Source organism: Streptomyces canarius (assembly GCF_014650735.1).
Taxonomy (GTDB): domain Bacteria; phylum Actinomycetota; class Actinomycetes; order Streptomycetales; family Streptomycetaceae; genus Streptomyces; species Streptomyces olivaceoviridis.
In genome coordinates, this window is sequence record NZ_BMVN01000076.1 from 1 (window position 1) to 22,497 (window position 22,497).

Genomic DNA, 22,497 nt, shown 5'->3' on the forward strand with positions numbered 1-22,497 from the left:
GCTCGGCGTACCGCGCGATCAGGTTCTCGATGGCGCGGTGGCTCGACGCGGGGTCGGCGGGCATGGGTGGGTGTTGGCGACGTCGCTGGTCGCCGTGACCGGGCCGATGCGGGCGGCCATCTTGTCGGCGGACGCGGACGGCAGCACCGAAGGGTTCTGGTCGGGCTGCGGGACCGCCCTGAGCATGTTCGGCCGAGCGCGGACAGCCGGTCGCTCAGCGCCCGCTGGCTGGATGCCGGGATCCCCGTCATGAGGACGAGGGTCGCGATGCCGGTGTAGATGCCCAGTGCCGACAGCGCGGCACGCAGCCGGCGGGTGCGGATGCCGATCAGTCCGAGCCGCAGCACGTCGGACGTGCTCTGCCGGACCGAACGGGCGGGCCTCCCGGGCGCGGCGGCGCTCATCGGTTCACTCCCGGGGCCGGGCCGGCAGCGGGGTCCAACGGACTGTCCGGACGCGGCGGGCCCGGCCGGCTGGTGCGGAGGCGGCGCCCCGGTCCGCCGTCGGGCCCGGGCGCGGTCCCATGCCCCTCACGATCCGCTCGTCGCGCATCTCCGCCCGGTGTGGCAGCCGCGCCGCGATGTTCCCGTCGTGCGTGATCACGGTGATTGTGGTGCCCCACGCGTCTCCAAGATCCGGCCCCGCGTCGTCCCGATCCCCTACGGCTCCCGGCCCTCGATCTGCCCGGTTCGCGCGTGGCAGGCGTGGAAGGAGGCCGCCAACCTCACCGACCCTGACGGATACGCATGGCGCCGCCTGCACAACCGCTGGCACACCGTCCTGCAAGGGGGCCTGGCTCCCGAGTCCATCGGTGACATCGTCACCCGCGCCGGCGAACGCGCCGGGATCGAGATCCGCTTCACCGGCCACAGCCCCCGCCGCGGACTGGCCACGTCCTCCCGGCTGAAGGGCCACGACGAGCAGTTTCCCGTAACCACGGGCTATCCCCTCAACGACGGGTCGCTCCGCGCTCCCGCGCTCAGCCAAAGATGAGCTCAACGTCCTTGTCGACACAGAACCGCAGGACGGTGATGAACTGGCTGACGTCTTCGACGCGCCGTCGAAGGACGGGGTCGCTGTCGTCAGTCTGATGTTGGTCAAGAATGGCTTCCAGCCGGGGCAACATGGCCGCGCATTGAGCGGGTCCGAGGTCGGGTCCATCGTCGTCTGGATGGTTGAGCAGTGGCGCCAGCGTGGTGGAGACGCTGCACCATTGGCGGTCTCCGCCGAAGCCGTCCATCTCGGCGAGCCTGAACCCCTCGGCCTGCGCCAACCACTTCCTGAACATGCTGAAGCCGGTGTACGACCAGGAGATGTCCGGGCTCGCCACATCGTCGTCGCCTGGGAAGAGCATCAGCCCCACCTTGCCCCCCTTGCTTGCTCGTAGCCCAGGATCGTCGTGGCGAGGGGTGTCGGCAACTGGAACGATCTCCGGATGGCTGGCGTGATCACGGCGGCGGAGCCGTCCTGGATAGCCCCGTTCACTGGACTGAGCCCGCGCGCCTTGAGCAAGCTGGTGACCCAGTTGCGCAGGGAGGGTGCGGACACTCCGAGGCGCGGGCGGCCGTGGGGGCTGCCGCTGGCGGACCGTGTGGTGCTGGTCGCCGCGTACTGGCGGACCAACCTGACGTTGCGGCAACTGGCGCCACTGTTCGGTGTGTCGAAGTCCGCGGCCAGTCGCGTCATTGACCACCTCGGCCCAAAGCTCGCGCTCAAGCCGCGCAAGCGGTTCGCGAAGGGCGCAGTGCTGATCGTGGACGGCACCCCGGTACCCACCCGCGACCGCAGCATCGCCGAGCAGTCCAAGAACTACAGGTACTCCACCGCCCACCAGGTCGTCATAGACGCCGACACCCGCATGGTCGTGGCGGCCGGCCGGCCCGTGCCCGGCAATCGTCATGACTCGCGTGGCTGGGAGGAGTCCGGCGCCAAGGACGCCGTCGGCCACACCGTGACCATTGCCGACGGCGGCTACCAGGGCACCGGACTCGTCATCCCGCACCGTCGCACCAAGGGCAAGGAACTCCCGGCTTGGAAGGAGGAACACAACCGCTCCCACAAGCGGGTTCGGGCGCACGTCGAGCACACCTTCGCCAGAATGAAGGGCTGGAAGATCCTCCGCGACTGCCGCCTGAAAGCGACGGCGTCCACCACGCCATGCTCGGCATTGCCCGCCTGTACAACCTCGCTCTCACCGGATGACCGAGCGGACCGTGCCCCGGGCCGTGTCCACAGCGCCTCCAAGATCACTTACGGGACAACCTTTAGTCTGCGTGGAAAGCAGCCAAGGACACCAGTGCAAGGCTGAACTGAGCGGGGTCAAAAGCCCACATATGTACGTGCGGAAGCATCGCGACCCTGACGGCGTCCTGCGCCTGCGCGCTGCCCATTTGCCCACTGCGCATGAAATGACTCCGGAGGAGAGTGACAGACACAAGGCGATGAAGGACTTTCTGGCCCGTACCGGGCAGTCAGTCGGCCTTGAAGTTCAAGTGGAGACGACGACCAGGAACCGGACATCCAGACCAGACGTAACGATCATTGGCGCTGGCGGAGTAAGTCTGGGATGCGAAGCGCAGTACTACAACGCCAGTGCGGATACTGTGCTGCGCCGGTCGAAGGCCCACGCCGAAGCCGGGCTGACCGCCAACTGGATCACGCACGACGACAGGTTCCACCTGATCGACCGCTCCAACTGGATGTTGACCAGGGAGATGACCTGGAAAGAGATCAGCAATGCGGCAGACATTGCGCTGATGGGCAGCTTCCGGGTTCTCGTGGAGTGGCGGTGCACCGCGAGTGCTGAGCGCCCCTGTCCAGACGGCAGAGGGAAGACAGGCTACGGAAAGGTACACCTGCAATGGGACCCTCCTCGCCGCCTGGACGACGAAGGCACAGGATGGACCGGCTACAAGGGCAACACCCGGGCCATCGCGGTTGGGCAGACCCTGGTCGGCGCGGCCACCGGTAGCATGACCCCGCTGTTCGCCTCTTCCCGCAAGGACCGGCGCTGTGGCGCCTACATGTGGGTGTCCGTGGATGACAAGACCCGGTGGAACAACTACCGCAGCGATGAAGCCACGGTTCCAGAAGGGCAGCAAGCCCCGGAAGAGCACTCCGCTTCTCGGGCAGAGACGCCGACACCACCTGTAATTTCGTCGGCTGCGGCTTCTTGACCGTGCCCGCTTCGAGCCTCCGACAGCGCGAGATGCCTGGCTTCTAAGCTTGTGCTTTAACCTACACGGTCGCTCTGGTGGGTAGGATTCGACTGCTGTCACGCATACCCAATGCTTCGGCACGTCACTGTGGGCAGAGAGCATGGCTGACCGGGACCGCACACGCCACGGCGTGTGTCGACCGCACCTCAGCGCGATGCTCACCTCTTTGCTGTGCCCAGGGTGTCATGGTCTGACCCGATCGCGTTCGCTGATGGTCTCAGCGCGGCGGACGATCTTACCCACGTCGTAGCGGGTGGCGGGCCGCTGGTTCTTCGAGCCGAGCCGCCTGCCGGGGCCCGGCCGCGATGGTTTCGGCGTACGGGCCGGACAGGCCAGAACCGGGCGGAGGCATCTGAACCCTCGTCGGACCCGGGCTGTGATAAGCCTGTTCGGCTCCACCGGTCGCTCCCAGGGCCGGCGAGCGGCCGGGCGAGACGGAGCTGGGTGGGCGCGACGATGATTAACCACGTCCACCGGTCTGCCGCTGCCGGGGTGCGGAGCTTCGGCCGGGTCCAGCCGAGCGTCTGCTTGATCAGGTGGAACGTGTGCTCCAGGTCGAAGCGCCGCAGGAACGCCTGCCAGCGCAGATCGACTCCGCCGCTGGTCAGGCCGGTGGCGGAGGACCACAGCCACAGCGGCAGCGGGTCACCGCCGCCGGGGAGTCGGTCGACCTGGAGGCGGATCAGCGTCCCTTCGATGATGGGGAGTTCGCCGTTGTGATCGATCCAGGCGGAGCGGGTCGTGAGCCGGGGGTGGAGACGGTCCCGGGCCCTCCACCTTGATCGTGGACAGCTCGACAGTGGATCTTGAGTCCAGGCAGAGGAGTCCCGTGTGGGGACCTACAAGTACTCGGCGGAGTTCCGGGCAGACGCGGTGGCGCTGGCCCGTTCGTCGGGCCGACCCGTCTCACGCATCGCCGCCGAGCTCGGCGTGAACCACGAGACGCCGCGGCAGTAGATCAAGACCGCGGAGAACGCCGAGCGGCCCGAGGCGCTCGCGGAGTCCACGAAGGACGCGGAGATCGCGGCCTTGCGTAAGCAGGTTCGCGAGCTGGAGATGGAACGTGACATCCTGCGCCGGGCGGCCAAGTATTTTGCGGGCGAGACGAACTGGTGAGCCGCTTCGAGTTCGTTGCCGACCATCGCGACGCCTTCGGCGTGAAGCGGCTCTGCACCGTGTTGAATCTGTCCCGGTCCGGGTTCTACCGGTGGCTGAAGACCGCCCCGGGCGCGGGCCGCGAGGCAGGCCGCCGACGCCGCGCTCACCCGGCGGATACGCAAGATCCACACAGAGTCCGGGAAGACGTACGGTGCCAAGCGGATCACCGCCGAGCTCCGCGAGGGCGGTGCGATGGTGAACCGCAAGCGCGTCGAGCGGCTCATGCGTCAACACGGTATCCAGGGACGGAGGTTGAAGCGGCGACACCGCACCAGGGTCCCGGACCCCGCCGCCCAGGCGGTGCCCGATCTGCTGCGGCGCAACTTCACCGCATCCGCCCCCGACCGGGCCTGGGTCGGCGACATCACCTACCTGCCGATCGCCAGCGGGAAGTTCCTGTACCTGGCCACCGTCATCGACGTGTTCTCCCGTCGCCTGCTGGGCTGGTCGATGGCCGATCACATGCGGGCCGAGCTCGTCACCGACGCGCTCAACGCGACCGTCCGCACTCGCGGCGGCCGGGTGGACGGCGTCATCTTCCACAGCGATCACGGGGCTCAGTACGGGTCGAAGGCGTTCGCCGACGCCGGCCACCAGGCCGGGATCCTCCGATCCATGGGAGCGGTCGGAACCTCCGCGGACAACGCCGCCGCGGAGTCGTTCTTCGCCTCGCTCAAGCGCGAGATCCTTCCCGGCCGGCGCGGCCGGCCGACCGCACGAGCCGCCCGCCTCGCAGTCTTCGGCCGGCTCGGCTTCTACAACCACCAGCGCAGGCACTCCACGATCGGCTACCTCGCGCCGGTCGCCTTCGAACGGAGATCAACTACGCTGGCTATCGCTGCATGACAACCGGTGTCCACGATCAAGGTGGAAGCCCCCTATCGGGGACATCCCGCCCCACGAACACGAGACCAACCACTACGCTCAACTCCAGCCCCAACCGGCGGCTGGAGTCAACGCATAGAGCCTCCACCGATTCCGGAGCGGTTCACGGGTCCATCGGTAACACGGGGGGAGACTCGGCACGTGCACCCACACAGTCATGTCAGGGCTTATCGCGCGACCTCGGCAAGTAAGCTGGGTCAAGTGCATAATGTCAATCCTCTGGGTGAGTTCATACGAGCTCGTCGTGCTGCCACGTCACCCGCTCAGGTAGGGCTGCCGAACGAAGGACCTCGGCGTACCTCGGGACTGCGGCGCAATGAAGTGGCCATGCTGGCCGGCATGAGCGAGGGGTATTACACACGTCTCGAACAAGGGCGTGAGAAACGTCCGTCCGTGCAAGTGCTCAATGCGCTGACCCGGGTGTTCGGGCTGGACGCGGAAGCCGCTGAGCATCTGCACCGGCTCGCCCAACAGGGACTGCGCAACCGCGAGCCGTCACCGGCCGAAGATCGCGTGGCCCCGCATCTCCTTCATCTGATCGACGCCTGGGATACCCCCGCGCTGATCATGAGCCGCCGGTTCGACATCCTGGCCGCGAACGAAATGGGCAGGGCACTGTTCTCCGTCGTGGGCCCTGAGACGAACCTGACTCGATTCATCTTCCTGGACCCCTCCGCCCGGCGGTTCTACCAGGACTGGGAGGCTCTCGCCTGGACCTGCGTAGCGAGCCTGCGCGCGACGGCGTCGCTCCATCCGGGAGACCGGAAACTGCGCGCCCTGGTGGAACAGCTGTCCGCCCAGAGCCAGGACCTCACCCGCTTGTGGGCGAGGTACGACTTCCGCGCCAAGACGCACCAGATCGGGTGGGTACTACACCCGGAGGCGGGCCCCCTGGAGCTGACGTACCAATCGTTCACCATCAATGGCGCGTCGGGCCACCAACTCGGCACTTTCCAAGTCGAGCCGGGTTCCCAGAGCGAACAGGCGTTGCACCGTCTGGTCCGTTCCAAGGCAGCGCCTCATCTGCCGGCCGCAGGGGACGAGGGTCGAGCCAACAGCCCAGAGGCACACGACGTCTGCTCCTCCTGACCTGCTGATCGGCCGGCCCCTCCCCACGCCAAAGGGTCCGCTGGGCCCCCGGGTCGGCCCTCATCGAGGTGCTGTTGGAGGAGCGGGTCGCCGGTCTCGTCCCGCCATCGTTCGCCGATCGCCTCCAGCCAGGGCCCGCTCGACGATTCCTCCGGGTGGTCCGGCATCCTGGGAGTCGCCATCGCCGACGGCCGCGCGGGCAAAGGCGGACCAGGACCCCACCATGTGGCTCCCGCCGGCCGTCGGCTACCGCTGCCAGTACGTCACCGACTGGATCGCCGACAAAATCCGCTGGCGTCTGAGCATCGACCCGGCCGAACACACCGCTGTGTCCGACGTCCTCGACGTCTGCCCCGACGTCCCCGTCACCGTCACCACCGCGCGCTGACCCCGGGCCGGCAGCTCAGAACAAGGTGTCGGTGTTCTCAGTGGGTGGCGGGGCCGACGTGCGGGTGCGGCGGGGACGCCCGGGCTTGGATGTGCACGGTGGTCGGTCTGGCGGCGCTCGTGGTGTTCACCCCGCGCCTGCTGCCACCGCGCACCCGGCGCGACGGACATGGGCTATCCGCCACGTTGATGCTGCGGGCGCTGACCTCCGGCACGTACTTCACCCTCGAGGCTTCGTACCGCTGATGCTCAGTACGGTGCGCCGGGTGCCGGGCGTAGTGACGGGCCTTGGGTTCACTGAGGCCGCGGCTCGCCTGGGCCGGCGTGATGGCGGCTGCGGTCGTACTGGCCGCGCTCTGCGCCCTGCCTGCGGCCGCAGCGGTGTCCTTCGATGGTACTGGCTGCGGTGGGCATGGGGCTGGCGGCGCCATCGCTGACCCTGCTGTCCCTCACGCACGCCCCGGTCGGCGGGCAGGGCTATGCGAGCAGCGCGATGCAGGCGTCACAGAATCTCGGCCAGACAGTCGTCCTGGCCCTGGCCTCGGCCCTGTTCAGCGCGATGTCGGCGGCTACTGGCCAACTTACGCCATTCGTCTGGACGTTCGCGCTGCTGCTACTGCCGGTGTCTGCGACGTCCTGCCTGGCGGGCAGGGCGCGGATGACAGACCGCTCTCCAGGCGGACGCGTCGTCCTCGCTACGACGGACTTCGAGGGAACGACTGCCTTCTTTCGTGACGGGCTCGGCTCAAGGCGTCCGACTACGTCAAGGACCACGGGGCGTTTCTGCGCTGGTCCACCGACCACCGCAACGTCTTCGCCGTTAGACCTGCAGGGTCCGGCGGGCAATGTCAGCGAGTACTACTCCGACATGGACTGCGTTGTCGACGACCGGTTGTGGAAGCTGGAGGTCCTGGCGGAGGGCCTCTTCAACCGGGGGCCGCCGCCCCCGCCGCCCTTTCGCGCTCCCGAGGATCTCGCCGCCCTGACGACCGGATCGCACGGCAGGGCGGGGTAGCCCGGAGGCGTTGCGGCGGGCCCGGATCGCACAGGCCCGCCGACGCGCAGGTTTTACCAGCCGCCGCAACCGTACGCGCCGCAGTTGGCGTCGGTGTGGACACCGATGTTGGTGGCGGCGAAGCTGGAGGTGGTGCCCAGCAGGCTGACACCGAGGGCGAGCAGACAGGTGGCAAGGACGCGACGCATGTAACTGGCTCCGGTTCGTGAGGAGGAATGGACACAACGAGTCGAACACACCGAGCCAGTGAAAAGGTCGCCCGACCTGTTCACCATGCCCTTTCTTACAGGCACATCGTCCCTTGTTTCCCGAGGCGGAACGGCATGCCATCGCGCCAAGGGCGGCGTCGGTGCATGCGGAATCCGAGAGGCGGAGTACCCCCAGCGGATCGACCGTCACCACGCGTAGTTCGGTGTCATCGTCGAGCTCCCGGCCGCCCGGACGGCGCGATCACGGTATGGGTCGGCTTTCCGTAGGGCGGCTGAACGGGCCAGCTCACTGGCAGTATTCGCATAACCGGGCATTCGGGTTATCCGTCATCTGGTTGTCCCTATGAGGCCGGTCACTCCGCAGGCCCGTCGCGGCGTCAGTGCGCAGCCTGGAAGGCATTACCGGCCGCGGTCGCCGTTGTACCTGTGAACAGGCCGCGGCTCGGAACGGGCCTGCTCAGCAGCTGCCACGCCGCCGGATCCACGGCACCGAGCACGACCAGCCGAGCCCGCGCCCCGACCGGCACTACGCCGAACTGACCGCGCCTGGACGCCTTGGGGTGCCGGGCATGGCCCGTTCCTGGACACGACTGCATGAGCACCTCGGGCCTGGGCCCGGCCCTTTGGACTTCGGTATGGTCGCGAGGGCTGCTGCCGACCGGCTGGCGGAGTCCGACGACCTGGACTGGAAGGAGCAGCTTCCCCGGCTCCCGCGCGAGGGCCGCTGGAACTCGCGGTGGGGCCGGCGGGGTGAGCGTGCTGCTGGGTGCGGGCGACCTGGTCGCCGAAGTCGACCAGCCAGTTGCCGAACCGGTCCGGATCGCGGCCGAATCGCTGGAAGAGGTAGGCGCACAGCTCGACCGCGAGGAGTTCGGTGAGCCGCAGGGAGTCCTCGTCCACAGTGCAGCCGGCGCGCCACGTCTCCGGTCGCCCATCACGTCAACTCATCATCCCTGACTGCGCTGGGGGTGCGCCCGCCCCCGTACCCCTCACCGCCCTGGGGAGTGAGCGGATCCTGGTCTGCTGCGCGAGCAACTGCCCGGCGGGCACGTGGGCCACGCCCTGCTGACCGGCGTCGGCGACCTGCTCGGCGAACCGGCCGCCGCCTGGGCCCGAGCTGGCTGGAGGCCCGGACGGCCGACACACGACGTGAGACGGCCTAGATATCCGTCACGTACCACTGTCTGGGTGATGTGCCACGCAGGTACAGATGGCGGCCTCGTCCTACGGGGCGTGCGTACCGCTTGAGCGGTGCCCCGCTGGGGAGGGTGAGACAGGCTTCCTCGACCAGCAAGGCCTCGCTCTCCGCCAGACGGCAGCGGTGCAGGCGGTCAGGTTGCCGGTTGCCCCCCAGCATCGTGATGTCTTCACCGTGCACGGCCATACCCGCGGGAGCGACCACAGGAGTCCTACGTAGCCGAAGGTCACCGGTGGTCCGGACCTCGAGCAGCGGGAAGGTCGGATAGTAATTGGCCCACGCGACACCGTCGTCAACGTTGAAGGCGTAGACCGTGTCGATGTATTCGACGCCCTCCGGAGCCGAGTACCCCCACTGGCGGTTACCGCCGCTGTCCCAGCGCACCAGGCCGCCGGCGCTGATCGGGTCCGTGTAGACGCCTTCGTCGAAGTAGGCACTCCATACATGGTGCCACCGGTCGGCCATCAGGTACTCGACCGCACGCCCCATCGCGAAGCTGCGGCGGCGGCGCCCGTCCATCCCGTAGATCTGAGCGTTCCGGTCCCCTGCGGCACTGTGCCCCTGCACAACGAACCGGCCATTGGGTAGCGCGTCGAGATGGGTCACCCGCAAACTCATATCCCGCAGGGCCTGTTCGCGGACCACGCCCCGGCTGTCCATCACCAGGAGCGCGTCATAGGGCCAGCTACGGGGCTCGGAGTAATTGTCAATACCTGTGGATCGGCGGTTGCCTGGGAGCCTTCAGCTCGCGGAGGAAAACGAGGTGCGTACGGCCTCTGGCGCTGTCAGGCTGCGCTGGTGAATCGTGAACAGATCTCCAGGCTCGCCCATGCCGACCACCCGATAAAGTCCCCGCTCGACGACGACTCGGTGCGCCGGCTGCTGGAACGCGGCCTCCCGCGCGGCAACGAGCGTGTACTCGACCTTGGTTGCGGGGGCGGGGAATGGCTTCTGCGTGCGCTGGCCACGCACTCGCAGCTGCAAGCCGAGGGGGTTGACATCTCCGAGGATGCCCTGGCGCAGGCCCGCCAGGCCGCGAGCGGCCTCGGCGTCCAAGAGCGCCTCGTTCTTCACCACCAGGAAGCCGCGGACTTTTCCTCCCCGCACCTGTTCGACCTGGTGCTCAGCGTTGGGGCCACGCATGCCTTCGGCGGCCTGCTCCCCACCCTCGCGGCAGCACGCAAGCATCTGGCTCCAGGCGGACGCGTGCTGATCGGTGAGGGCTTCTGGGACCGTGAGCCCTCCCAGGAGGCTGTCGAGATGCTTGGGAACTTCACCAGCCTGGCGACCACGGTGGACCGTGTCGTCGCCGACGGGTGGACTCCTGTCCACGGGCACGTCAGCACGCGCAGTGAACTGGACGACTACGAGTGGGCGTGCTGGGGGTCGCTCGCGTCATGGGCTCTGGATCACCCGGCCGATCCGGAGAGCTCGCACGTGCTTGAAACCGCCACCACTCGCCGCTCCGAATGGCTGCGCGTCTACCGGGACACTTGGGGCTTCGTCTGCCTTGTTCTGCGCCAGACGTCCGACTGACCCTGGACCCGCCCCGGCGCCCGGCCCCGCCCACGGCCGGCCGGCACCCGCGCCCCGGCACCGGCCTGACGGACGACGCCCCCGGCTCCCGCTCCGCGTCGGTCGGAGGCGTCGTCGTGGGCTACTCGGCCCGGGGAGTGGGATCGATGCCCAGGTCCTTGAGGATCTCGTTGACGAGGCCGTGGTCCGCGGGCACTGCCGTGCCCTCGGCCGGCCAGGGCAGGTCGACGAACAGGAGGTGGGCGGCCGGCTCCGCCCAGCCGTCGAGGCTGTGGGCCGGGTTCGTGTCGATCAGAGTGGGCGCCGCCTGTCGGCTTCGGCCAGGAGCCGGGCCGGCGTGCCCGCGTCCGTACGGGTCTTGCCCTCGCCTCCGGACTGGACCAGCTTCTCATCGAGCACGTGCCGCGCCAGGTGCTCAACGCCTGGCACCGCGTCGGCGGGGGCAGGACCGGTGGTGAGGGCGCGGGCCTGTGCGGGGGTCATGCCGGTGGCCGCGACGAGGGCCTGTACGGCGTCGTCGGGCAGCTGGCCGCTGGTGAGTTCGGCCAGGCGCCGGGAGGCGGAGGAGCCGGGCGCCAGGCCGAGGAGTTCCATGGCCCGGTGCCGGTGGGCGCCGGCCGCGGCGGCGACCCGCTTGGTGTAGCCGGCCAGTGTCTCCCCCGGGCGGGGCAGCGGGGCGCCGGGCATCCGTGCCGGCAGGCCACCGGGCTGCTGGGCGGCGACGGCCTCGCGCGCTTGGGGGCAGGGTGGTCCCGGGGTGGGTGCGCTGGTGCTCGCGCACGTCGCGGTCGAACTGCACCGGGTCGATCTGGACCGGCCCCAAGACCCGGAGGGCGCATGAGTAGCCCGTAAACGTGGCTTATGAGCTCATGCAGCGGAGACTGCTATCGCCGCCGGGCGCCTGGTGCCAAGGTGACGTCATGACGGCTTCAGCACAGTCGATCGCCGAGTATGTGACGCACGTCCAGGACGTCAGGCGCAAGAGCACGGACGCCGCGGCGCTCCCCGCCGCCGACGCCGCGGCGGAGCGACGCGGGCAGGCCGCGCGTCTGCTGCGGGACGGGGCCCAGGAACGACTGGTGTCCCTCCTCCTCGGTCTGCGGATGGCTCGCGAGCAGCTGGACGAGGCCTCCTCACCGGTCGCCGCCGAACTCCTCGACGGCGCGGTCCGGGACGCCAAGGCGGCGCTCGCGCAGGTGCGGGAGGTGGCGGCGGGGCCGTGTCCGCAGGTGCTCCAGTTGCGCGGGCTGGTCCCGGCCGTCGCCGCGCTCGCGGCGGCGAGCCCGGTACCCGTCACCGTGACCGTCCACTCCGGTCGGATCCGGCTGCCACGGGCGGTGGAGACTCACGTGTACTTCCTGGTCGCGGAGGCGCTGGTCCACGCGGTGGAGGACTCCGGCGCGAGCCGCGCCGAGGTGCAGCTGACGCATATCGGCTCGGACCTCGTGGTGAGCGTGGTCAGTGACGCGTGTCCGCCGCGCGGACCGGGCGCCGATGCCCGGGTGGGCGCCATGACGGAGTGCGTGACCCTGCTGGAGGGTACGCTGACGGTGACGTGTTCCTCGGCCGTGGGCACCACCGTTCGTGCCGTGCTGCCGGCGCCGGCTGGGGCGGCGTGACACGACGACGGTGGTTCAGCTTGCCGGTGACCTGGAGGTGACCCGAAAGGGTGCCCCCAGGTCAATCCGCCCGTGACGCCGTGGCGCTCAGGCCGCCGGGGCGATGACCGCGGCGGTGCCGTAGGCGCAGATCTCGGTGCCCGAGTCCTGAGCCGCCGTCACGTCGTACCGCACGGCGAGCACCGCGTTGGCGCCGCGGGCACGGGCCGCCTCCACCAGGCGGTCCATGGCCTCGGTGCGTGCCTGCACCAGCGTCTTGGTCAGGCCTCGCAGCTCGCCGCCGATCACGGACTTCAGCCCCGCGCCGATCTGTGCGCCCAGGTGCCGGGTGCGCACGGTCAGGCCGAACACCTCGCCGATCACCTGCTTCACGTCATGGCCCGGGACGTCGTTGGTCGTCACGACCAGAACGCCCGCATCCGGTGCCGACCCGCCGGTGTAGTCCTCTATGGACATGGATCTGCCTTCCAATGAAGAGTCATGTTTGGGTGGTCATGCCACATCAACGATGCGACACATTACATGAATTGAGAGTCGACATGACATCAACTCAATGTCCATACAGGTCCACCGCGCCTCTGTCCAGTGCTCCCTTGGCCGTGTGGGGCAGGGACGGGACGATGGCGAGGCGGTCCGGCACCTCGTAGGGGGCCAGCTGGTCACGGCAGTGGGCGAGGAGGTCCCGCTCGGTTGCGGTGCCGCCGCGGGCGAGCACGACCGCCGCGCCGGCACGCTGGCCGTAGGTCGGGTCTGTCAAACGAGCGGTGTAACCAGTGCGGTTGGGGCTACTGACGGGCTGCTGAGAGTCGGCCGTCGAAGCTGATGTCGAAGGCGTTCAGGACCATCGCGGAGAATGCGCCGTCGTGGATGCGCAGGGCGACCTGGTCGCGGTGGAGGACGTCGAGGATGTGGCCGGTGCCGCGGACGAGGCGGAACATCTCGGAGATGTGCACGGTGTCGCCCGGCCGCGCGTAGTCCAGCAGTTCGCGGAACTTCGGGCGCTGGAGCGGGCGTAGGCGGCTGGAGGTGCCGGGGTCTTCCTCGAAGATGACCGGGTCCTCGATCCCGGCCTCGTCCAGGACGAGGTTCTGCCGGGCGGTGGACTGCTGGTCGGTCGAGACCCGCTTGTAGACCAGGTTCGCCACCCGGGGCCCCTTCCGTACGGAGGAATGGACCCTATCTGTCGTCAAACCCTGTCAGCAATCACCATCGGATCTGATGGGATTCGAGGCGCTGCGAACCCCTAGATTCCACGGGTTCATTGGACGCGTCGGCGGCCTGTCGTCAAACGATCGTTTGACGACAGGCCGCTATCGCTCGAGAGATCAGAAGCCTCGGAAGACACCGTCGCCATCGCAGGCATCGACGAATTCCTCCCAGTCCATGTTGCCGATGGAGATGTTGTTCTCGATCGACCACAGTTCTTTGGCTATGACACGCAGTTCCTCGTGATCCTGCTTGGCTTCGTCGTCACTGTCCGCCTCGTTCCGCAGGACAGCGAGCAGCGGCATCTCCGGGGAGGTAAGCGCGGTCTGGTCAGCCACGATCATCAGGTCGGCTCCGGCGGGTGCCAGCGAGACAACCTGTTCGGTGGTCACATCGCGGTAGGCGGGATTGTCGACGATGTGAAGGTGTGCGAGGAAGCCGTCCTCGTTCGGAGTCATGATTGCCGTGTGGAGGGCCTGCCAAGCTGCGTTGTCAGAGAAGTCGGTGCGAATCAGCGGGGTGTCATCTGTCAGGGGGAGGCTTTTCAAGGGAATTTCACGCCCCGGTGGCCTCTGAGCCGTAATGGTCGACGTGACCACGCGTTGGAGGAGTTTCCGGGTGCCCTGGTGGGTGACGGAGGCGGCGAGCCGGGCCAGCTCGGCTGATGCCGCCTCGTCGTCCATGCTTGAGAGCATTCTGATGCATGCCTGGGCAGTCTCGGGACTGCCTGGGCCCACGCCCTTCGCCGTGCGGAGGCACACCTCCGTTACGCTGCCCAGGCAGACGGCGGCCTGGGGGTGTGGGGGCAGGTACGTCAACAGCCAGACGAGGCCGCGGATCGCCGGGGCGTTGTAGGGGTCGACAGTCCCGTCGAACTGCTCTCCGTTGAAACCGGGCTGTAGCGGGATGGTGCGTGGGCGGCCTACCAGGGCCAGCCAGGAGATGATGCGCTCGCTGACCTCAGCCCGGTTGCCGTCGGCCGCGCCCGCTTGCGGGGACAGCGCCTCAAGCAAGGCCCTGCCGGTCTTCTCCCAGCGCGCCGGGGGAGTGGCAGTGGATCTTGAGGCCAGTGCGTGCTGCAGGAGACGGGTCCAGCCCTCACCGAGCTCGGCCAAGTCCAGAAGCACCTGTTCCGCCCAGGGCTCCCCGACATTGAGGATCGGCTCCCGCAGGCCCTGCCCCAGGGCGACGATGCTCTCCGGGGTGTACGGCGTAACCGAGGACCGCCGGATTGCCGCGATGACCGGTGCTGTCAGGTCTCGCCCGGCCGCAAGTTCGGCCTCCGCCAGGGTGGCGTCGTCCAGGTCCGCTTCGAAGCGGTGGCCCGCTGTTGCAAGGATCGCTTGCCGCTCCGGCACCAGGGGGGCGTCTGGCAGCCCGGGTGAGATCACTGCGAGAAGGATCAACAGCGCACGCCGCGCTCCGGAGTCGTCCCTGAGCTGCCGGTAGCGAGCCGAGGAGGCGAGCGCCGCGCCTTCCCGTACCTCCTGCGGCATTCGCTGGGCAGCGTCCAGCACCTCACCCCAGACAGAGCCGCGCCAACCGCTGCCCGCGGCGTGCGCCTCCAGGGCCACATCCCAGAAGGCGACCCAGTCCCCTGCCTCAGCCGCCTCAGCCAGCCGCACCACGCGGCGCACACCCAGTTGTCCCACGCCAGCAACCCCTTGGTACATCGCACACGCGCCCCGCTCGCAGGACGCCAGACGGAACGCAGGGCGAAACGATCAAGGATCTCCACCACCCTGCCGACCCGTAGCCGTGCTTCGACTTCATGGACGCCGCGATGTTATCTGGCCGTCGGCCTCCCAAAGCGTCGGCTCGGCTCAGTCCTCGCTGCCGTCGTCGTCCTCGTCCGGCCCCGGGGCGTCCGGGTCGCGCAGCGGGCGCAGGGCGCCGGCGGCCGGGGTCGAGGCGGTGAAGCTGTAGCGGCCGAGCAGGTTCAGGTTCTTGTGCTTGAGCGGCGAGAGCCGGGCGATGTCCTCGTCCCGGATCTCGTGGCCCTCGGCCCGGAGCTGAGCGACGGCGGCGTCGATGTACTTCGTGGTCCACAGCACGATGGCGTTGAGGACCAGGCCGAGCGCGCCGAGCTGGTCCTCCATCCCCTCCCGATACGCCTGGTGGATGGTGCCGCGCTTGCCGTGGCACACGTCCCTCGCGAGCTGACGGGACTCCTGCACGGTGAGCTGCCGGTTCATCTGCCGCCGGTAGGTGTCGTCGACCGGGTCGACCACGCGCAGCAGGTGCTCGGTCTTCGCGATCTGCCCGTACTCGGCGAACGCCGCCCCCAGCGGGGTCGGGCGTCCCTCGCGTCCGCACATGCGCAACAGGTCGTATGCGCGGACCTGGTTGGTGACCAAGGAACCGGCGACCTTCAGCATGTCCGGCCAGTGCGCGATCACCTTGTTCATGTTGACCCGGTTGCGGGCCAGGTCCTCCACCACGCCGTAGTGGCCGGTTTGGACGCCGGGCATCGCGGCCCGCCAGAACCGCTGGTCGTCCAGGTCGCGGAAGCGGGGGCTGAAGTTGTAGCCGAGGATCTTGAACAGGCCGAACACCATGTCGGAGTACGACGCGTTGTCGGTCGCCACCATCTCCGGCTTCATCCCGCCGTCGAGGTTCAGCAGGGCGTCCAGGATGTGCAGGGAGTCGCGCGGCGTGCCGGGGACGACCATCTGCCCGATGCCCGCGACCTGGTCGTTGAGGGCATTGAGCCAGGTGATGCCCCGCTTGAACCCGAAGTACTTCGGCGACGGCGCCGCGTTCACGGTCCGGACGGGGACGACGAACCGCAGGCCGTCCACGGAGGCGAGCAGCCCGTCGCCCCAGAACGTGACGATCGGGATCTCGGCCTGGGCCGCGATCAGCGCGGCGTTCGCCGCGGCAATGCAGCCGGCGCCGTCGAGCACGCCGGAAGCCTGCCCGTGCCGGAGAGCTTCGAGAACGTGGTGGGGCTGGGCGTGCAGGGCGTAGTGGACGGACACGCGGTACTCGTCGGCCGGGAGCAGATGCTCGCGGAGTGGGTCATCGAGCTGCCCCGCGAGCTCGCCGAGGCCAAGGCCGCGGCGGAGGCCGAGGGCCGTACGGCGGTCGCGGTCGCCTGGGACGGGGAGGCACGCGGTGTGCTCACCGTGGCCGATGCCATCAAGCAGACCAGCGCGCAGGCCGTCGCCGAACTGCGTCGGCTGGGGCTCACGCCCGTGCTGCTGACCGGCGACAACAAGCTCGTCGCAGAATCGGTCGCACGTGCGGTCGGCATCGACGAGGTGATCGCCGAAGTCCTGCCCCAGGACAAGGCCGACGTGGTCAAGCGGCTTCAGGGCGAAGGGCGAACAGTCGCCATGGTGGGCGACGGCGTCAATGACGCGGCCGCCCTCGCCACCGCCGACCTCGGCCTCGCCATGGGCACCGGCACGGACGCGGCGATCGAAGCCGGCGACCTCACCCTCGTGCGCGGTGACCTCCGGGTGGCGGCGGACGCCATCCGCCTGTCCCGCAGGACCCTCACCACGATCAAGGGCAATCTCTTCTGGGCCTTCGGCTACAACGTCGCCGCCCTGCCCCTGGCCGCGTTAGGCATGCTCAATCCGGTGATCGCGGGAGCTGCGATGGCCTTCTCATCGGTCTTCGTCGTCACCAACAGCCTCCGGCTGCGGACCTTCAAGTAAGCGACGACGGAACCAGACGCACGAAAGGCGCCCGATCGCGACGACCGGGCGCCTTGTGGCGTCGGCCGGTGCCAGCGGCACCACGGCCGCCGGTGCGACGTCGCTCTCGTAGAGCGCCGCAGCTCCGCTGTCGACTGACGACTGCCGCCATTTCCGGGCTGGTTGTCGGTGACGGTGTGGATGATGGGGCGATGAGCATCGATGTCGAGTGGGCTCGAGGTGAGCTGGCGCGCTTCCTGGAGCTGACCGAGTTGTACCGGCCGCCGGACCCGCCTGGCATGACGGTGTGGACCACCAGGAAGTCCAACCGCGGATCGCAGGAGGACATCGTCGCCAGCGCGCACGTCGTAGAGCAGATCCTCGACCGGGTCCTGCCCCACTGGCGTACCGAGGTTCCCGGCAACGGGCGCATCAACCGCTGGTCCCAGCACCGTGAGGCCGCCCAGCGCGCCGACGTTGCCCTGCAGCGGGACACCGAAATCCAAGAGCGCCTGGGGGACACCGCGCCGGGGCTGAACGCCCGGAATCTGCATCCGTGGTCTGGTCCGCGGCCAGGCCGCTGTGGCGCGGAGGCCACTTCCGGGAAGCCGTCACCGCGGCCGCGCGGAAGGTCAACCGCGAGACGCAGAACAAGGTCCGGCGCCGGGTACGCCCCAGGGAGGCCCGTACGTGGTGGTGGCCGCGGCTGTGCCGAATCCCGGCCAGGAGCCGCTGCCCGGCATCGAGGCCATGCTGTCCCGCCGCGGGGTGCCGTCCGTTTGGCGGTTGCTGCCGGACCAGCAGATCGGGCTGATCTCGCTCGGCCACCGGGAGGCCGAGACGGTGAGTCTGCGAATGCTGCGTCGGCATTGTGCCCGGGTCGGCGTCAGCCCTCGGTTCGGTTCGCTGAGGGACACCCCGCAGGCATTGCGGTTCGCCCGGCTGGCCCTTGCGGGGGTGCCAGGTGACGGGCCGGGGGTCACCCTGTTCGACGACAATCCGCTCGCCATGCTAGCAGCCGCGGCCCCGGCCGAGGCGAGCCGGCTGGTCGAGGTCGCGCTCGACCCGCTCCTGAGACTGCCGGAGGCGGAACAACGGCGGTTGCTGCAAACCCTGGGGGCAGTGGTTCGCGGTGGGCGGGGTGGCCGCCGAGGCCGCAGGGCGCCTCTTCGTCCATCCGAACACCGTGCGCAACCGGCTGCGCCGCATAGAGCAGTTGACGGGCCGCTCGCTGTCCGATCCCGCCGTCCTGGCGGACCTGGGCGCGGCCCTCTACGCGCTGAGGCTGCTGCCGCGCTGAGTCCGGCTCCTCGGCTGCCCGGGCGATCGCCGGTGGGGCGGCCTTTCGCGCGCCCAGCGCCCGTGCCCTGGTTCCGGCGGTGCGTACGTCGGATGGAGAGGTGATCACGCCGGGGGCGTTGGCCCCGGCCTGGAAGAAGAGTGCGCGTCCGGCCGGTGCTCCCTCGGCTGGGGCAGCCGAGGGAGCACCGGTGAAGTGGGGCGCGCCGTGCCGGGGGTTATACGGGGATGACGTAGGGGAAGCGCGAGGAGCGCAGTTCGGCGGAGGTCGCCGGGCTCAGTCCGGTGGGGACCGGCATGTTGGTCACCAGCGAGAGCATCGCCTCGGGAGCGTTGTCCGCGTGGGTGCGGCCGTTGCGGGTGGCGAAGCCGAAGGAGGCGGGCGTGCCGACCACGTACGGCAGCACGTCGGGGAACAACTGCCGGGCCACCGTCCAGCCGTACCCCTCCGGATCGGCCGACGTGCCGGTCGCGCGCACCACGGCGGCGACCTGGCTGGCGATGTGGTCGCCGGCCGCGGCCAGGTCCTGCGAGGGGTGGCGGGTGTTGGCCGGGTTGGAGAAGTCCGTGTCCCCCGGCCAGAAGATCGGCCACATCATCGGGTTGCCCCCGCGGTTGATCTGCCGCCAGCCCCCCGCATCGGTGGCCAGCTTCGTCGTGCACCACACCCCCGTACGGGCCCCCGGCCTCAACTGGGCGTGCGTGTGGGGAACCTCCAGGACGATGGTCTCCACCGACGTGCCGGTGAAGCTGTTGGCGGCCTCCTGGGGACGCCACGAGGACAGATCCACCGCCGTGCCCTTGGCCACCGCGCCGTTGACGATCGCCAGCAGCCCCAGGTCGATGTAGAAGGAGTCCGCGATCCGGCCCGCCCACACTCGGGTGCCCCCCGCCTCGGCCGCCTCGCCGGTTCGGCCCTGCAGGACCAGCTCGCCCTGTGCACCGTCCTCACGCGCCTCCGCACTGGTCAGCGTGTGCAGCCGCCACGCCTGACGGCCGTCCGCGTCCGCCTCATCGAAGGAGAAGCGGTAGGTCAGGGACTCGAAGTCGGCGCCGTCGAAGTGCACCTTGAACTCGTAGCGCGCCTCGTGATGGAAACCGGGCTCGGCGTAGACACCGGTGATGTTCGAGTTCACGTCCATGACGAACACCGTGCTGTCTTCACCGGGGAAGACATACAGGTCGTCGATGTAGAGCTGGCCGTTCTGGGCCGCCAGCGGAGTGTCGAGATGGTGGGACATGGGTGGTTCTCCTGCTCTCGTGCGCGGCATCGAGGCACCGATTCCAGGAAATTCTGGCGTGCCGTAATCTGCGTGCAAAAAACGCCGAGGCAAGTTTTACATTCCCTACTGGTCTGTGTCCATGAGAAACCCCGCGTCGCTCGCCATTGCGGCATGCGAGTGAGGAGGCGCGGTGGGAAATCGGAGGGCGGAGAGCCTCTGGTCACGCGGCCGCGATACCGGATGTCCAAGGGGTGAGCGAACACGCGGCCGCACGGCCGGAATTGCCCCTGCGGGACGCCGGCCTTGCACAGGAAGGCAAGCATGCGGCAGGTTCTTGCACTGTCAGGCAATGCGTTGGCCGCCGCGCAAGTTATCGTGTGCGGTGAGGTCAGATCATGCCCTGTGCCGTAAACCTCGCGCTTTCACGAGGTGGGCTGTCCGCAGGCTGGTCAGAGACACAAAAAGTGCTCTTGACCTGCCTCTAGGTGAGAGAGCCTATCCTCGATCCTGCGTAACGGGCCCCGGCTCCGTTGGGGGCGGTCACGTCGAAGAGTGCTGAGCGCATATGGTGTCGGGATGATCGATATACCTCTCTCTGCTCTTGAGATCCTCAGCGTCGAGCTTGGTCGTACACCGAGCGAAACGCTTCCAGGAGTTATTGATGTCGCCCAGGTACTGGAGCGGCTTGGCTATTGAAGGGTGTGGTATGCCGAGCATCACGGCTCGATCGCCCAGATTGATTTCCCACCAGCCGTAGTCATCGCGCACGTGGCGTCCGCTACGCAGGCGGTCCGGGTGGGCTTTGGAGGGGGCCTCGCGGTCAACCACTCGCCTTTGTCGTTGGCGGAGCAGTTCGGCGCGCTGGCTTCTTTCCATCCCGGGCGGATCGATCTCGGCGTGGGCCGGGGTCCGGGGACGTTCGATCCCGTGGCGGCTCGGGCGCTGCGCAGGGGCGAGGACCCAGCCACGGATGAGGAGTACCAGGACGATGTGGCGTCCATCCTGCAATACGTGGCCGATCGACCGGAGATTCCCGAGCCATGGCTCCTCGCCTCCAGTCCGGCTGGGGCAACGCTCGCTGCGCGCCTCGGGCTTCCCCTGGCTTTCGCCTATCACATCAGGCCCGAGGGCATCGCCGAGGCGTTGAGGCGCTACCGTGATATTTTCCAGCCCTCCAGATGGTGTGACGCACCCCACGTGATGTTGAGTGTCCAGACCATCTGCGCGGACACGGAAGCCGCCGCCGCCGTACTGGCGCGCCACATCGAAGTCCACAGGCCGCCCTGGTCACCCAAAGGGCGGATCAGCCTTTGCTGGACGTGCGCGCCGCGGCTGCGCACGTGTTCACGGCCGTGAGGAGGCTGTCGTGAACGAGACCCGCGGTTACCAGGTCCAAGGCGATCCAGAGCGGGTCAGTGCTCGCCTGGCGGAGCTGGCAGACCAGTTCGGCGCTGATGAACTCATGCTGTTTACACCGGTGTACGAGCCAAAGGATCGCGCTCGGTCTTTTGAGTTGATCACGGTCAGGGCATGAAACCGTCCGCACCCGGGGCACGAGTTCGGGCCCGGACAGCGTCGTCAGGTGCGGGCGCGTGTGCCGGCTTCGGTGTCTCAGCCCAGACACCAGCCGAGAAGTAGCGGGGTGATCAGGAGTGTGGGGCCAGAAAAACGCCGCTGCTCCCGATGGACTCGGCGATCCGGGGGGCCGTCGAGTCGTCCGGGTACTCCCAGCGGGCCGCGCCCGCCCACTCCTTGCCGGGCCCGGGTCTCGACGTTGTCCGCGAGGACGACGTGAACCGCTCCGGAATCGGTGGAGGCTCTATGCGTTGACTCCAGCCGCCGTTGGGACTGGAGTTGAGCGTAGTGGTTGGTCTCGTGTTCGTGGGGCGGGATGTCCCCGATAGCTGTGTGGAGGCGCTGGTTGTTGAACCAGTCGATCCGTTCGGCAGTGCAGAGTTCGACGTCGGCCAGGTCGTGCCAGGGCCTGCGGGGTTTGATCAGCTCGGTTTTGTAGAGGCCGATCTGGGACTCGATGAGCTTCTTCAGCGTTGCCGCTCCAGGGTGAGGACTGCTTTGGCGATTGACGTCATGCGGTTTGGGCTGCATCTGGACCTGCGGAAGGTCCGCCAGCCCTTCAGGCGGGCGACGCCTCGTTCGACTGGTGCCCGTGCTGCGGCCAAGGCCCGGTTGACGGTCTTCTCTGTGGTGGTGAGTCCTGCGCAGGGGCCTGCGTTTGATGCCTGTGGTCAGCCAGGGGCCGCCGCCCTGGTAGGCGAGGTCGGCCAGGATGGGGACGCCCTGGCGCTCGCAGATGCGGATGATCCGGTGGGCTCGGGCTGCGGTCAGGTCATGGGCACGGCCCGGCAGCGCGGGTGAGAGCCACAGCAGTCTGCCGCCCGGATCGGTGACCACCTGCACGTTCACCCCATGCCGGCGGTGCTTGTGGGAATAGTCCGCTCGTGAGTCGCCAACCCGGTCGCACTCGGCGAGCGTGCCGTCCACCAGGACGAATCGGGGCCGGCCTCGCGCAGAACCTTCAGCAGACCTGGCGCTCGTTCGGCGAGCAGGTGGATGACCGCGCTGGTGTAGGCGTGAGCGGTGGACTCGCTGATCCCGAACCCGGCAGCGATCTTCGCCAAGGTGATGTGTTCGCGCAGGTACACCAGTGCCGCCATCGCGCGCTGAGACGGACGGAACTTGCAGCGTCGGTCGCCCTCACGGGTGACAACAAGCATGGTGACCCCTTAACCTCGATCTTTCTTGACGGTCCGCCGACGGAGTCGGCGGACCGTTTCGCTTTCGGTGGCTGAT

General features: G+C 68.5%; 22 protein-coding genes and 8 pseudogenes. 16 read left to right on the forward strand and 14 right to left on the reverse strand.

All coding sequences use genetic code 11. The annotated features are described in order from the left end of the window. Positions 1 to 66: 66 nt before the first annotated feature. A pseudogene (locus IE294_RS48515) lies at positions 67 to 404 on the reverse strand (ABC transporter permease); the annotation flags it as partial. Positions 405 to 591: 187 nt separating this feature from the next. On the opposite strand from IE294_RS48515, the gene IE294_RS42890 reads away from it, so the two are divergent. Further along, on the forward strand, positions 592 to 993 hold the full coding sequence (locus IE294_RS42890) for a site-specific integrase (protein ID WP_229918002.1): 402 nt from the start codon (positions 592 to 594) through the stop codon (positions 991 to 993). On the opposite strand, the gene IE294_RS42895 is transcribed toward IE294_RS42890, so the two are convergent. After that, the gene (locus IE294_RS42895) at positions 980 to 1,354 is read right to left on the reverse strand and encodes a hypothetical protein (RefSeq protein WP_373315950.1); all 375 of its coding nucleotides are present in this window, start codon (positions 1,352 to 1,354) and stop codon (positions 980 to 982) included. The genes IE294_RS42890 and IE294_RS42895 overlap by 14 nt on opposite strands. Positions 1,355 to 1,435: 81 nt before the next feature. Here IE294_RS42895 and IE294_RS42900 point away from each other — a divergent pair. Then, positions 1,436 to 2,202, forward strand: a pseudogene (locus tag IE294_RS42900) (transposase). A gap of 71 nt (positions 2,203 to 2,273) precedes the next feature. Beyond that, positions 2,274 to 3,176, forward strand: coding sequence for a competence protein CoiA family protein (locus IE294_RS42905; RefSeq protein WP_189894783.1), 903 nt, complete (start codon positions 2,274 to 2,276; stop codon positions 3,174 to 3,176). Between the two features lie 225 nt (positions 3,177 to 3,401). Here the strand turns inward: IE294_RS42905 and IE294_RS48520 are convergent. Next, positions 3,402 to 3,988: pseudogene (locus tag IE294_RS48520) on the reverse strand (NF041680 family putative transposase); the annotation flags it as partial. A gap of 61 nt (positions 3,989 to 4,049) precedes the next feature. Between IE294_RS48520 and IE294_RS42910 the strand changes: the two are divergent. The 5 genes and pseudogenes from IE294_RS42910 (at position 4,050) to IE294_RS49995 (ending at position 7,752) form a co-directional block, all read left to right on the forward strand. Then, positions 4,050 to 5,222 (forward strand): annotated as a pseudogene (locus IE294_RS42910) (IS3 family transposase). A gap of 240 nt (positions 5,223 to 5,462) precedes the next feature. After that, positions 5,463 to 6,350 carry a helix-turn-helix transcriptional regulator gene (locus IE294_RS42915; RefSeq protein WP_189894784.1) on the forward strand — a complete coding sequence of 296 codons (888 nt, stop codon included), beginning with the start codon at positions 5,463 to 5,465 and terminating at the stop codon, positions 6,348 to 6,350. Positions 6,351 to 6,573: 223 nt separating this feature from the next. Further along, entirely contained in the window at positions 6,574 to 6,738 is a 165-nt protein-coding gene (locus tag IE294_RS42920) for a hypothetical protein (RefSeq protein ID WP_189894785.1), read from the forward strand. Between the two features lie 89 nt (positions 6,739 to 6,827). Further along, complete coding sequence (locus IE294_RS48525) at positions 6,828 to 6,983, forward strand: hypothetical protein (protein WP_229918004.1); 156 nt, start codon at positions 6,828 to 6,830, stop codon at positions 6,981 to 6,983. A 622-nt stretch (positions 6,984 to 7,605) separates the two neighbouring features. Beyond that, entirely contained in the window at positions 7,606 to 7,752 is a 147-nt protein-coding gene (locus tag IE294_RS49995; protein WP_373315949.1) for a hypothetical protein, read from the forward strand. A 53-nt stretch (positions 7,753 to 7,805) separates the two neighbouring features. On the opposite strand, the gene IE294_RS49230 is transcribed toward IE294_RS49995, so the two are convergent. Beyond that, complete coding sequence (locus IE294_RS49230; RefSeq protein WP_268252857.1) at positions 7,806 to 7,940, reverse strand: hypothetical protein; 135 nt, start codon at positions 7,938 to 7,940, stop codon at positions 7,806 to 7,808. A gap of 771 nt (positions 7,941 to 8,711) precedes the next feature. Here IE294_RS49230 and IE294_RS42935 point away from each other — a divergent pair. Further along, positions 8,712 to 8,918: a hypothetical protein gene (locus IE294_RS42935; RefSeq protein WP_189894786.1), complete on the forward strand. Its 207-nt coding sequence runs from the start codon at positions 8,712 to 8,714 to the stop codon at positions 8,916 to 8,918. Positions 8,919 to 9,120: 202 nt separating this feature from the next. On the opposite strand, the gene IE294_RS42940 is transcribed toward IE294_RS42935, so the two are convergent. Then, positions 9,121 to 9,804, reverse strand: a complete 684-nt coding sequence (locus tag IE294_RS42940; protein WP_229918006.1) for a hypothetical protein — start codon at positions 9,802 to 9,804, stop codon at positions 9,121 to 9,123. Between the two features lie 153 nt (positions 9,805 to 9,957). Here IE294_RS42940 and IE294_RS42945 point away from each other — a divergent pair, with 153 nt between their 5' ends. Beyond that, positions 9,958 to 10,695 (forward strand): SAM-dependent methyltransferase, encoded by a 738-nt coding sequence (locus IE294_RS42945; RefSeq protein WP_189894787.1) that lies wholly within the window; start codon positions 9,958 to 9,960, stop codon positions 10,693 to 10,695. 291 nt (positions 10,696 to 10,986) lie between these two features. On the opposite strand, the gene IE294_RS42950 is transcribed toward IE294_RS42945, so the two are convergent. After that, positions 10,987 to 11,382 (reverse strand): TniQ family protein, encoded by a 396-nt coding sequence (locus IE294_RS42950; protein ID WP_189894788.1) that lies wholly within the window; start codon positions 11,380 to 11,382, stop codon positions 10,987 to 10,989. Positions 11,383 to 11,615: 233 nt separating this feature from the next. Between IE294_RS42950 and IE294_RS42955 the strand changes: the two genes are divergently transcribed. Continuing rightward, entirely contained in the window at positions 11,616 to 12,314 is a 699-nt protein-coding gene (locus IE294_RS42955) for a sensor histidine kinase (protein WP_189894789.1), read from the forward strand. An 87-nt stretch (positions 12,315 to 12,401) separates the two neighbouring features. On the opposite strand, the gene IE294_RS42960 is transcribed toward IE294_RS42955, so the two are convergent. From IE294_RS42960 to IE294_RS42980, 5 genes and pseudogenes are all read right to left on the reverse strand, one after another. Next, complete coding sequence (locus tag IE294_RS42960) at positions 12,402 to 12,770, reverse strand: YbjQ family protein (RefSeq protein ID WP_058084329.1); 369 nt, start codon at positions 12,768 to 12,770, stop codon at positions 12,402 to 12,404. 94 nt (positions 12,771 to 12,864) lie between these two features. Then, positions 12,865 to 13,071: an AMP-binding enzyme gene (locus IE294_RS42965; RefSeq protein ID WP_229918008.1), complete on the reverse strand. Its 207-nt coding sequence runs from the start codon at positions 13,069 to 13,071 to the stop codon at positions 12,865 to 12,867. Between the two features lie 73 nt (positions 13,072 to 13,144). After that, positions 13,145 to 13,459 (reverse strand): annotated as a pseudogene (locus IE294_RS42970) (recombinase family protein); the annotation flags it as partial. 180 nt (positions 13,460 to 13,639) lie between these two features. Continuing rightward, complete coding sequence (locus IE294_RS42975; RefSeq protein ID WP_189894790.1) at positions 13,640 to 15,172, reverse strand: DUF6924 domain-containing protein; 1,533 nt, start codon at positions 15,170 to 15,172, stop codon at positions 13,640 to 13,642. 171 nt (positions 15,173 to 15,343) lie between these two features. Beyond that, a pseudogene (locus tag IE294_RS42980) lies at positions 15,344 to 16,477 on the reverse strand (Tn3 family transposase); the annotation flags it as partial. 12 nt (positions 16,478 to 16,489) lie between these two features. Here IE294_RS42980 and IE294_RS42985 point away from each other — a divergent pair. From IE294_RS42985 to IE294_RS48535, 3 genes and pseudogenes are all read left to right on the forward strand, one after another. Continuing rightward, on the forward strand, positions 16,490 to 17,185 hold the full coding sequence (locus IE294_RS42985) for an HAD-IC family P-type ATPase (protein WP_444545314.1): 696 nt from the start codon (positions 16,490 to 16,492) through the stop codon (positions 17,183 to 17,185). A gap of 687 nt (positions 17,186 to 17,872) precedes the next feature. Beyond that, positions 17,873 to 18,055: pseudogene (locus IE294_RS48530) on the forward strand (PucR family transcriptional regulator); the annotation flags it as partial. A gap of 241 nt (positions 18,056 to 18,296) precedes the next feature. After that, the gene (locus IE294_RS48535; RefSeq protein ID WP_229918010.1) at positions 18,297 to 18,464 is read left to right on the forward strand and encodes a helix-turn-helix domain-containing protein; all 168 of its coding nucleotides are present in this window, start codon (positions 18,297 to 18,299) and stop codon (positions 18,462 to 18,464) included. A 217-nt stretch (positions 18,465 to 18,681) separates the two neighbouring features. Here IE294_RS48535 and IE294_RS42995 read toward each other — a convergent pair whose 3' ends face one another. Further along, the gene (locus tag IE294_RS42995; RefSeq protein ID WP_189894791.1) at positions 18,682 to 19,704 is read right to left on the reverse strand and encodes a DUF4331 family protein; all 1,023 of its coding nucleotides are present in this window, start codon (positions 19,702 to 19,704) and stop codon (positions 18,682 to 18,684) included. Positions 19,705 to 20,385: 681 nt separating this feature from the next. Between IE294_RS42995 and IE294_RS43000 the strand changes: the two genes are divergently transcribed. Then, positions 20,386 to 21,042, forward strand: coding sequence for an MsnO8 family LLM class oxidoreductase (locus IE294_RS43000; RefSeq protein WP_306433539.1), 657 nt, complete (start codon positions 20,386 to 20,388; stop codon positions 21,040 to 21,042). Positions 21,043 to 21,052: 10 nt separating this feature from the next. After that, positions 21,053 to 21,220: a hypothetical protein gene (locus IE294_RS49490; RefSeq protein WP_306433540.1), complete on the forward strand. Its 168-nt coding sequence runs from the start codon at positions 21,053 to 21,055 to the stop codon at positions 21,218 to 21,220. Positions 21,221 to 21,297: 77 nt separating this feature from the next. Here the strand turns inward: IE294_RS49490 and IE294_RS43005 are convergent, their stop codons facing one another. Next, positions 21,298 to 21,792, reverse strand: coding sequence for an integrase core domain-containing protein (locus IE294_RS43005; RefSeq protein ID WP_189894792.1), 495 nt, complete (start codon positions 21,790 to 21,792; stop codon positions 21,298 to 21,300). Further along, positions 21,729 to 22,421, reverse strand: a pseudogene (locus tag IE294_RS43010) (transposase). Before IE294_RS43010 ends, IE294_RS43005 begins: the two are co-directional and overlap by 64 nt. Positions 22,422 to 22,497: the final 76 nt, after the last annotated feature.

Bases quoted from the DNA above. Each gene is read 5' to 3' on its own strand.
- IE294_RS42920 (WP_189894785.1), top strand. From the start codon at position 6,574: ATGTGGCTCCCGCCGGCCGTCGGCTACCGCTGCCAGTACGTCACCGAC.
- IE294_RS42960 (WP_058084329.1), bottom strand. From the start codon at position 12,770: ATGTCCATAGAGGACTACACCGGCGGGTCGGCACCGGATGCGGGCGTT.
- IE294_RS42950 (WP_189894788.1), bottom strand. From the start codon at position 11,382: ATGCCCGGCGCCCCGCTGCCCCGCCCGGGGGAGACACTGGCCGGCTAC.
- IE294_RS49995 (WP_373315949.1), top strand. From the start codon at position 7,606: ATGGACTGCGTTGTCGACGACCGGTTGTGGAAGCTGGAGGTCCTGGCG.
- IE294_RS43005 (WP_189894792.1), bottom strand. From the start codon at position 21,792: ATGCAGCCCAAACCGCATGACGTCAATCGCCAAAGCAGTCCTCACCCT.
- IE294_RS42955 (WP_189894789.1), top strand. From the start codon at position 11,616: ATGACGGCTTCAGCACAGTCGATCGCCGAGTATGTGACGCACGTCCAG.
- IE294_RS49230 (WP_268252857.1), bottom strand. From the start codon at position 7,940: ATGCGTCGCGTCCTTGCCACCTGTCTGCTCGCCCTCGGTGTCAGCCTG.
- IE294_RS48525 (WP_229918004.1), top strand. From the start codon at position 6,828: ATGTGCACGGTGGTCGGTCTGGCGGCGCTCGTGGTGTTCACCCCGCGC.
- IE294_RS42895 (WP_373315950.1), bottom strand. From the start codon at position 1,354: ATGCTCTTCCCAGGCGACGACGATGTGGCGAGCCCGGACATCTCCTGG.
- IE294_RS42995 (WP_189894791.1), bottom strand. From the start codon at position 19,704: ATGTCCCACCATCTCGACACTCCGCTGGCGGCCCAGAACGGCCAGCTC.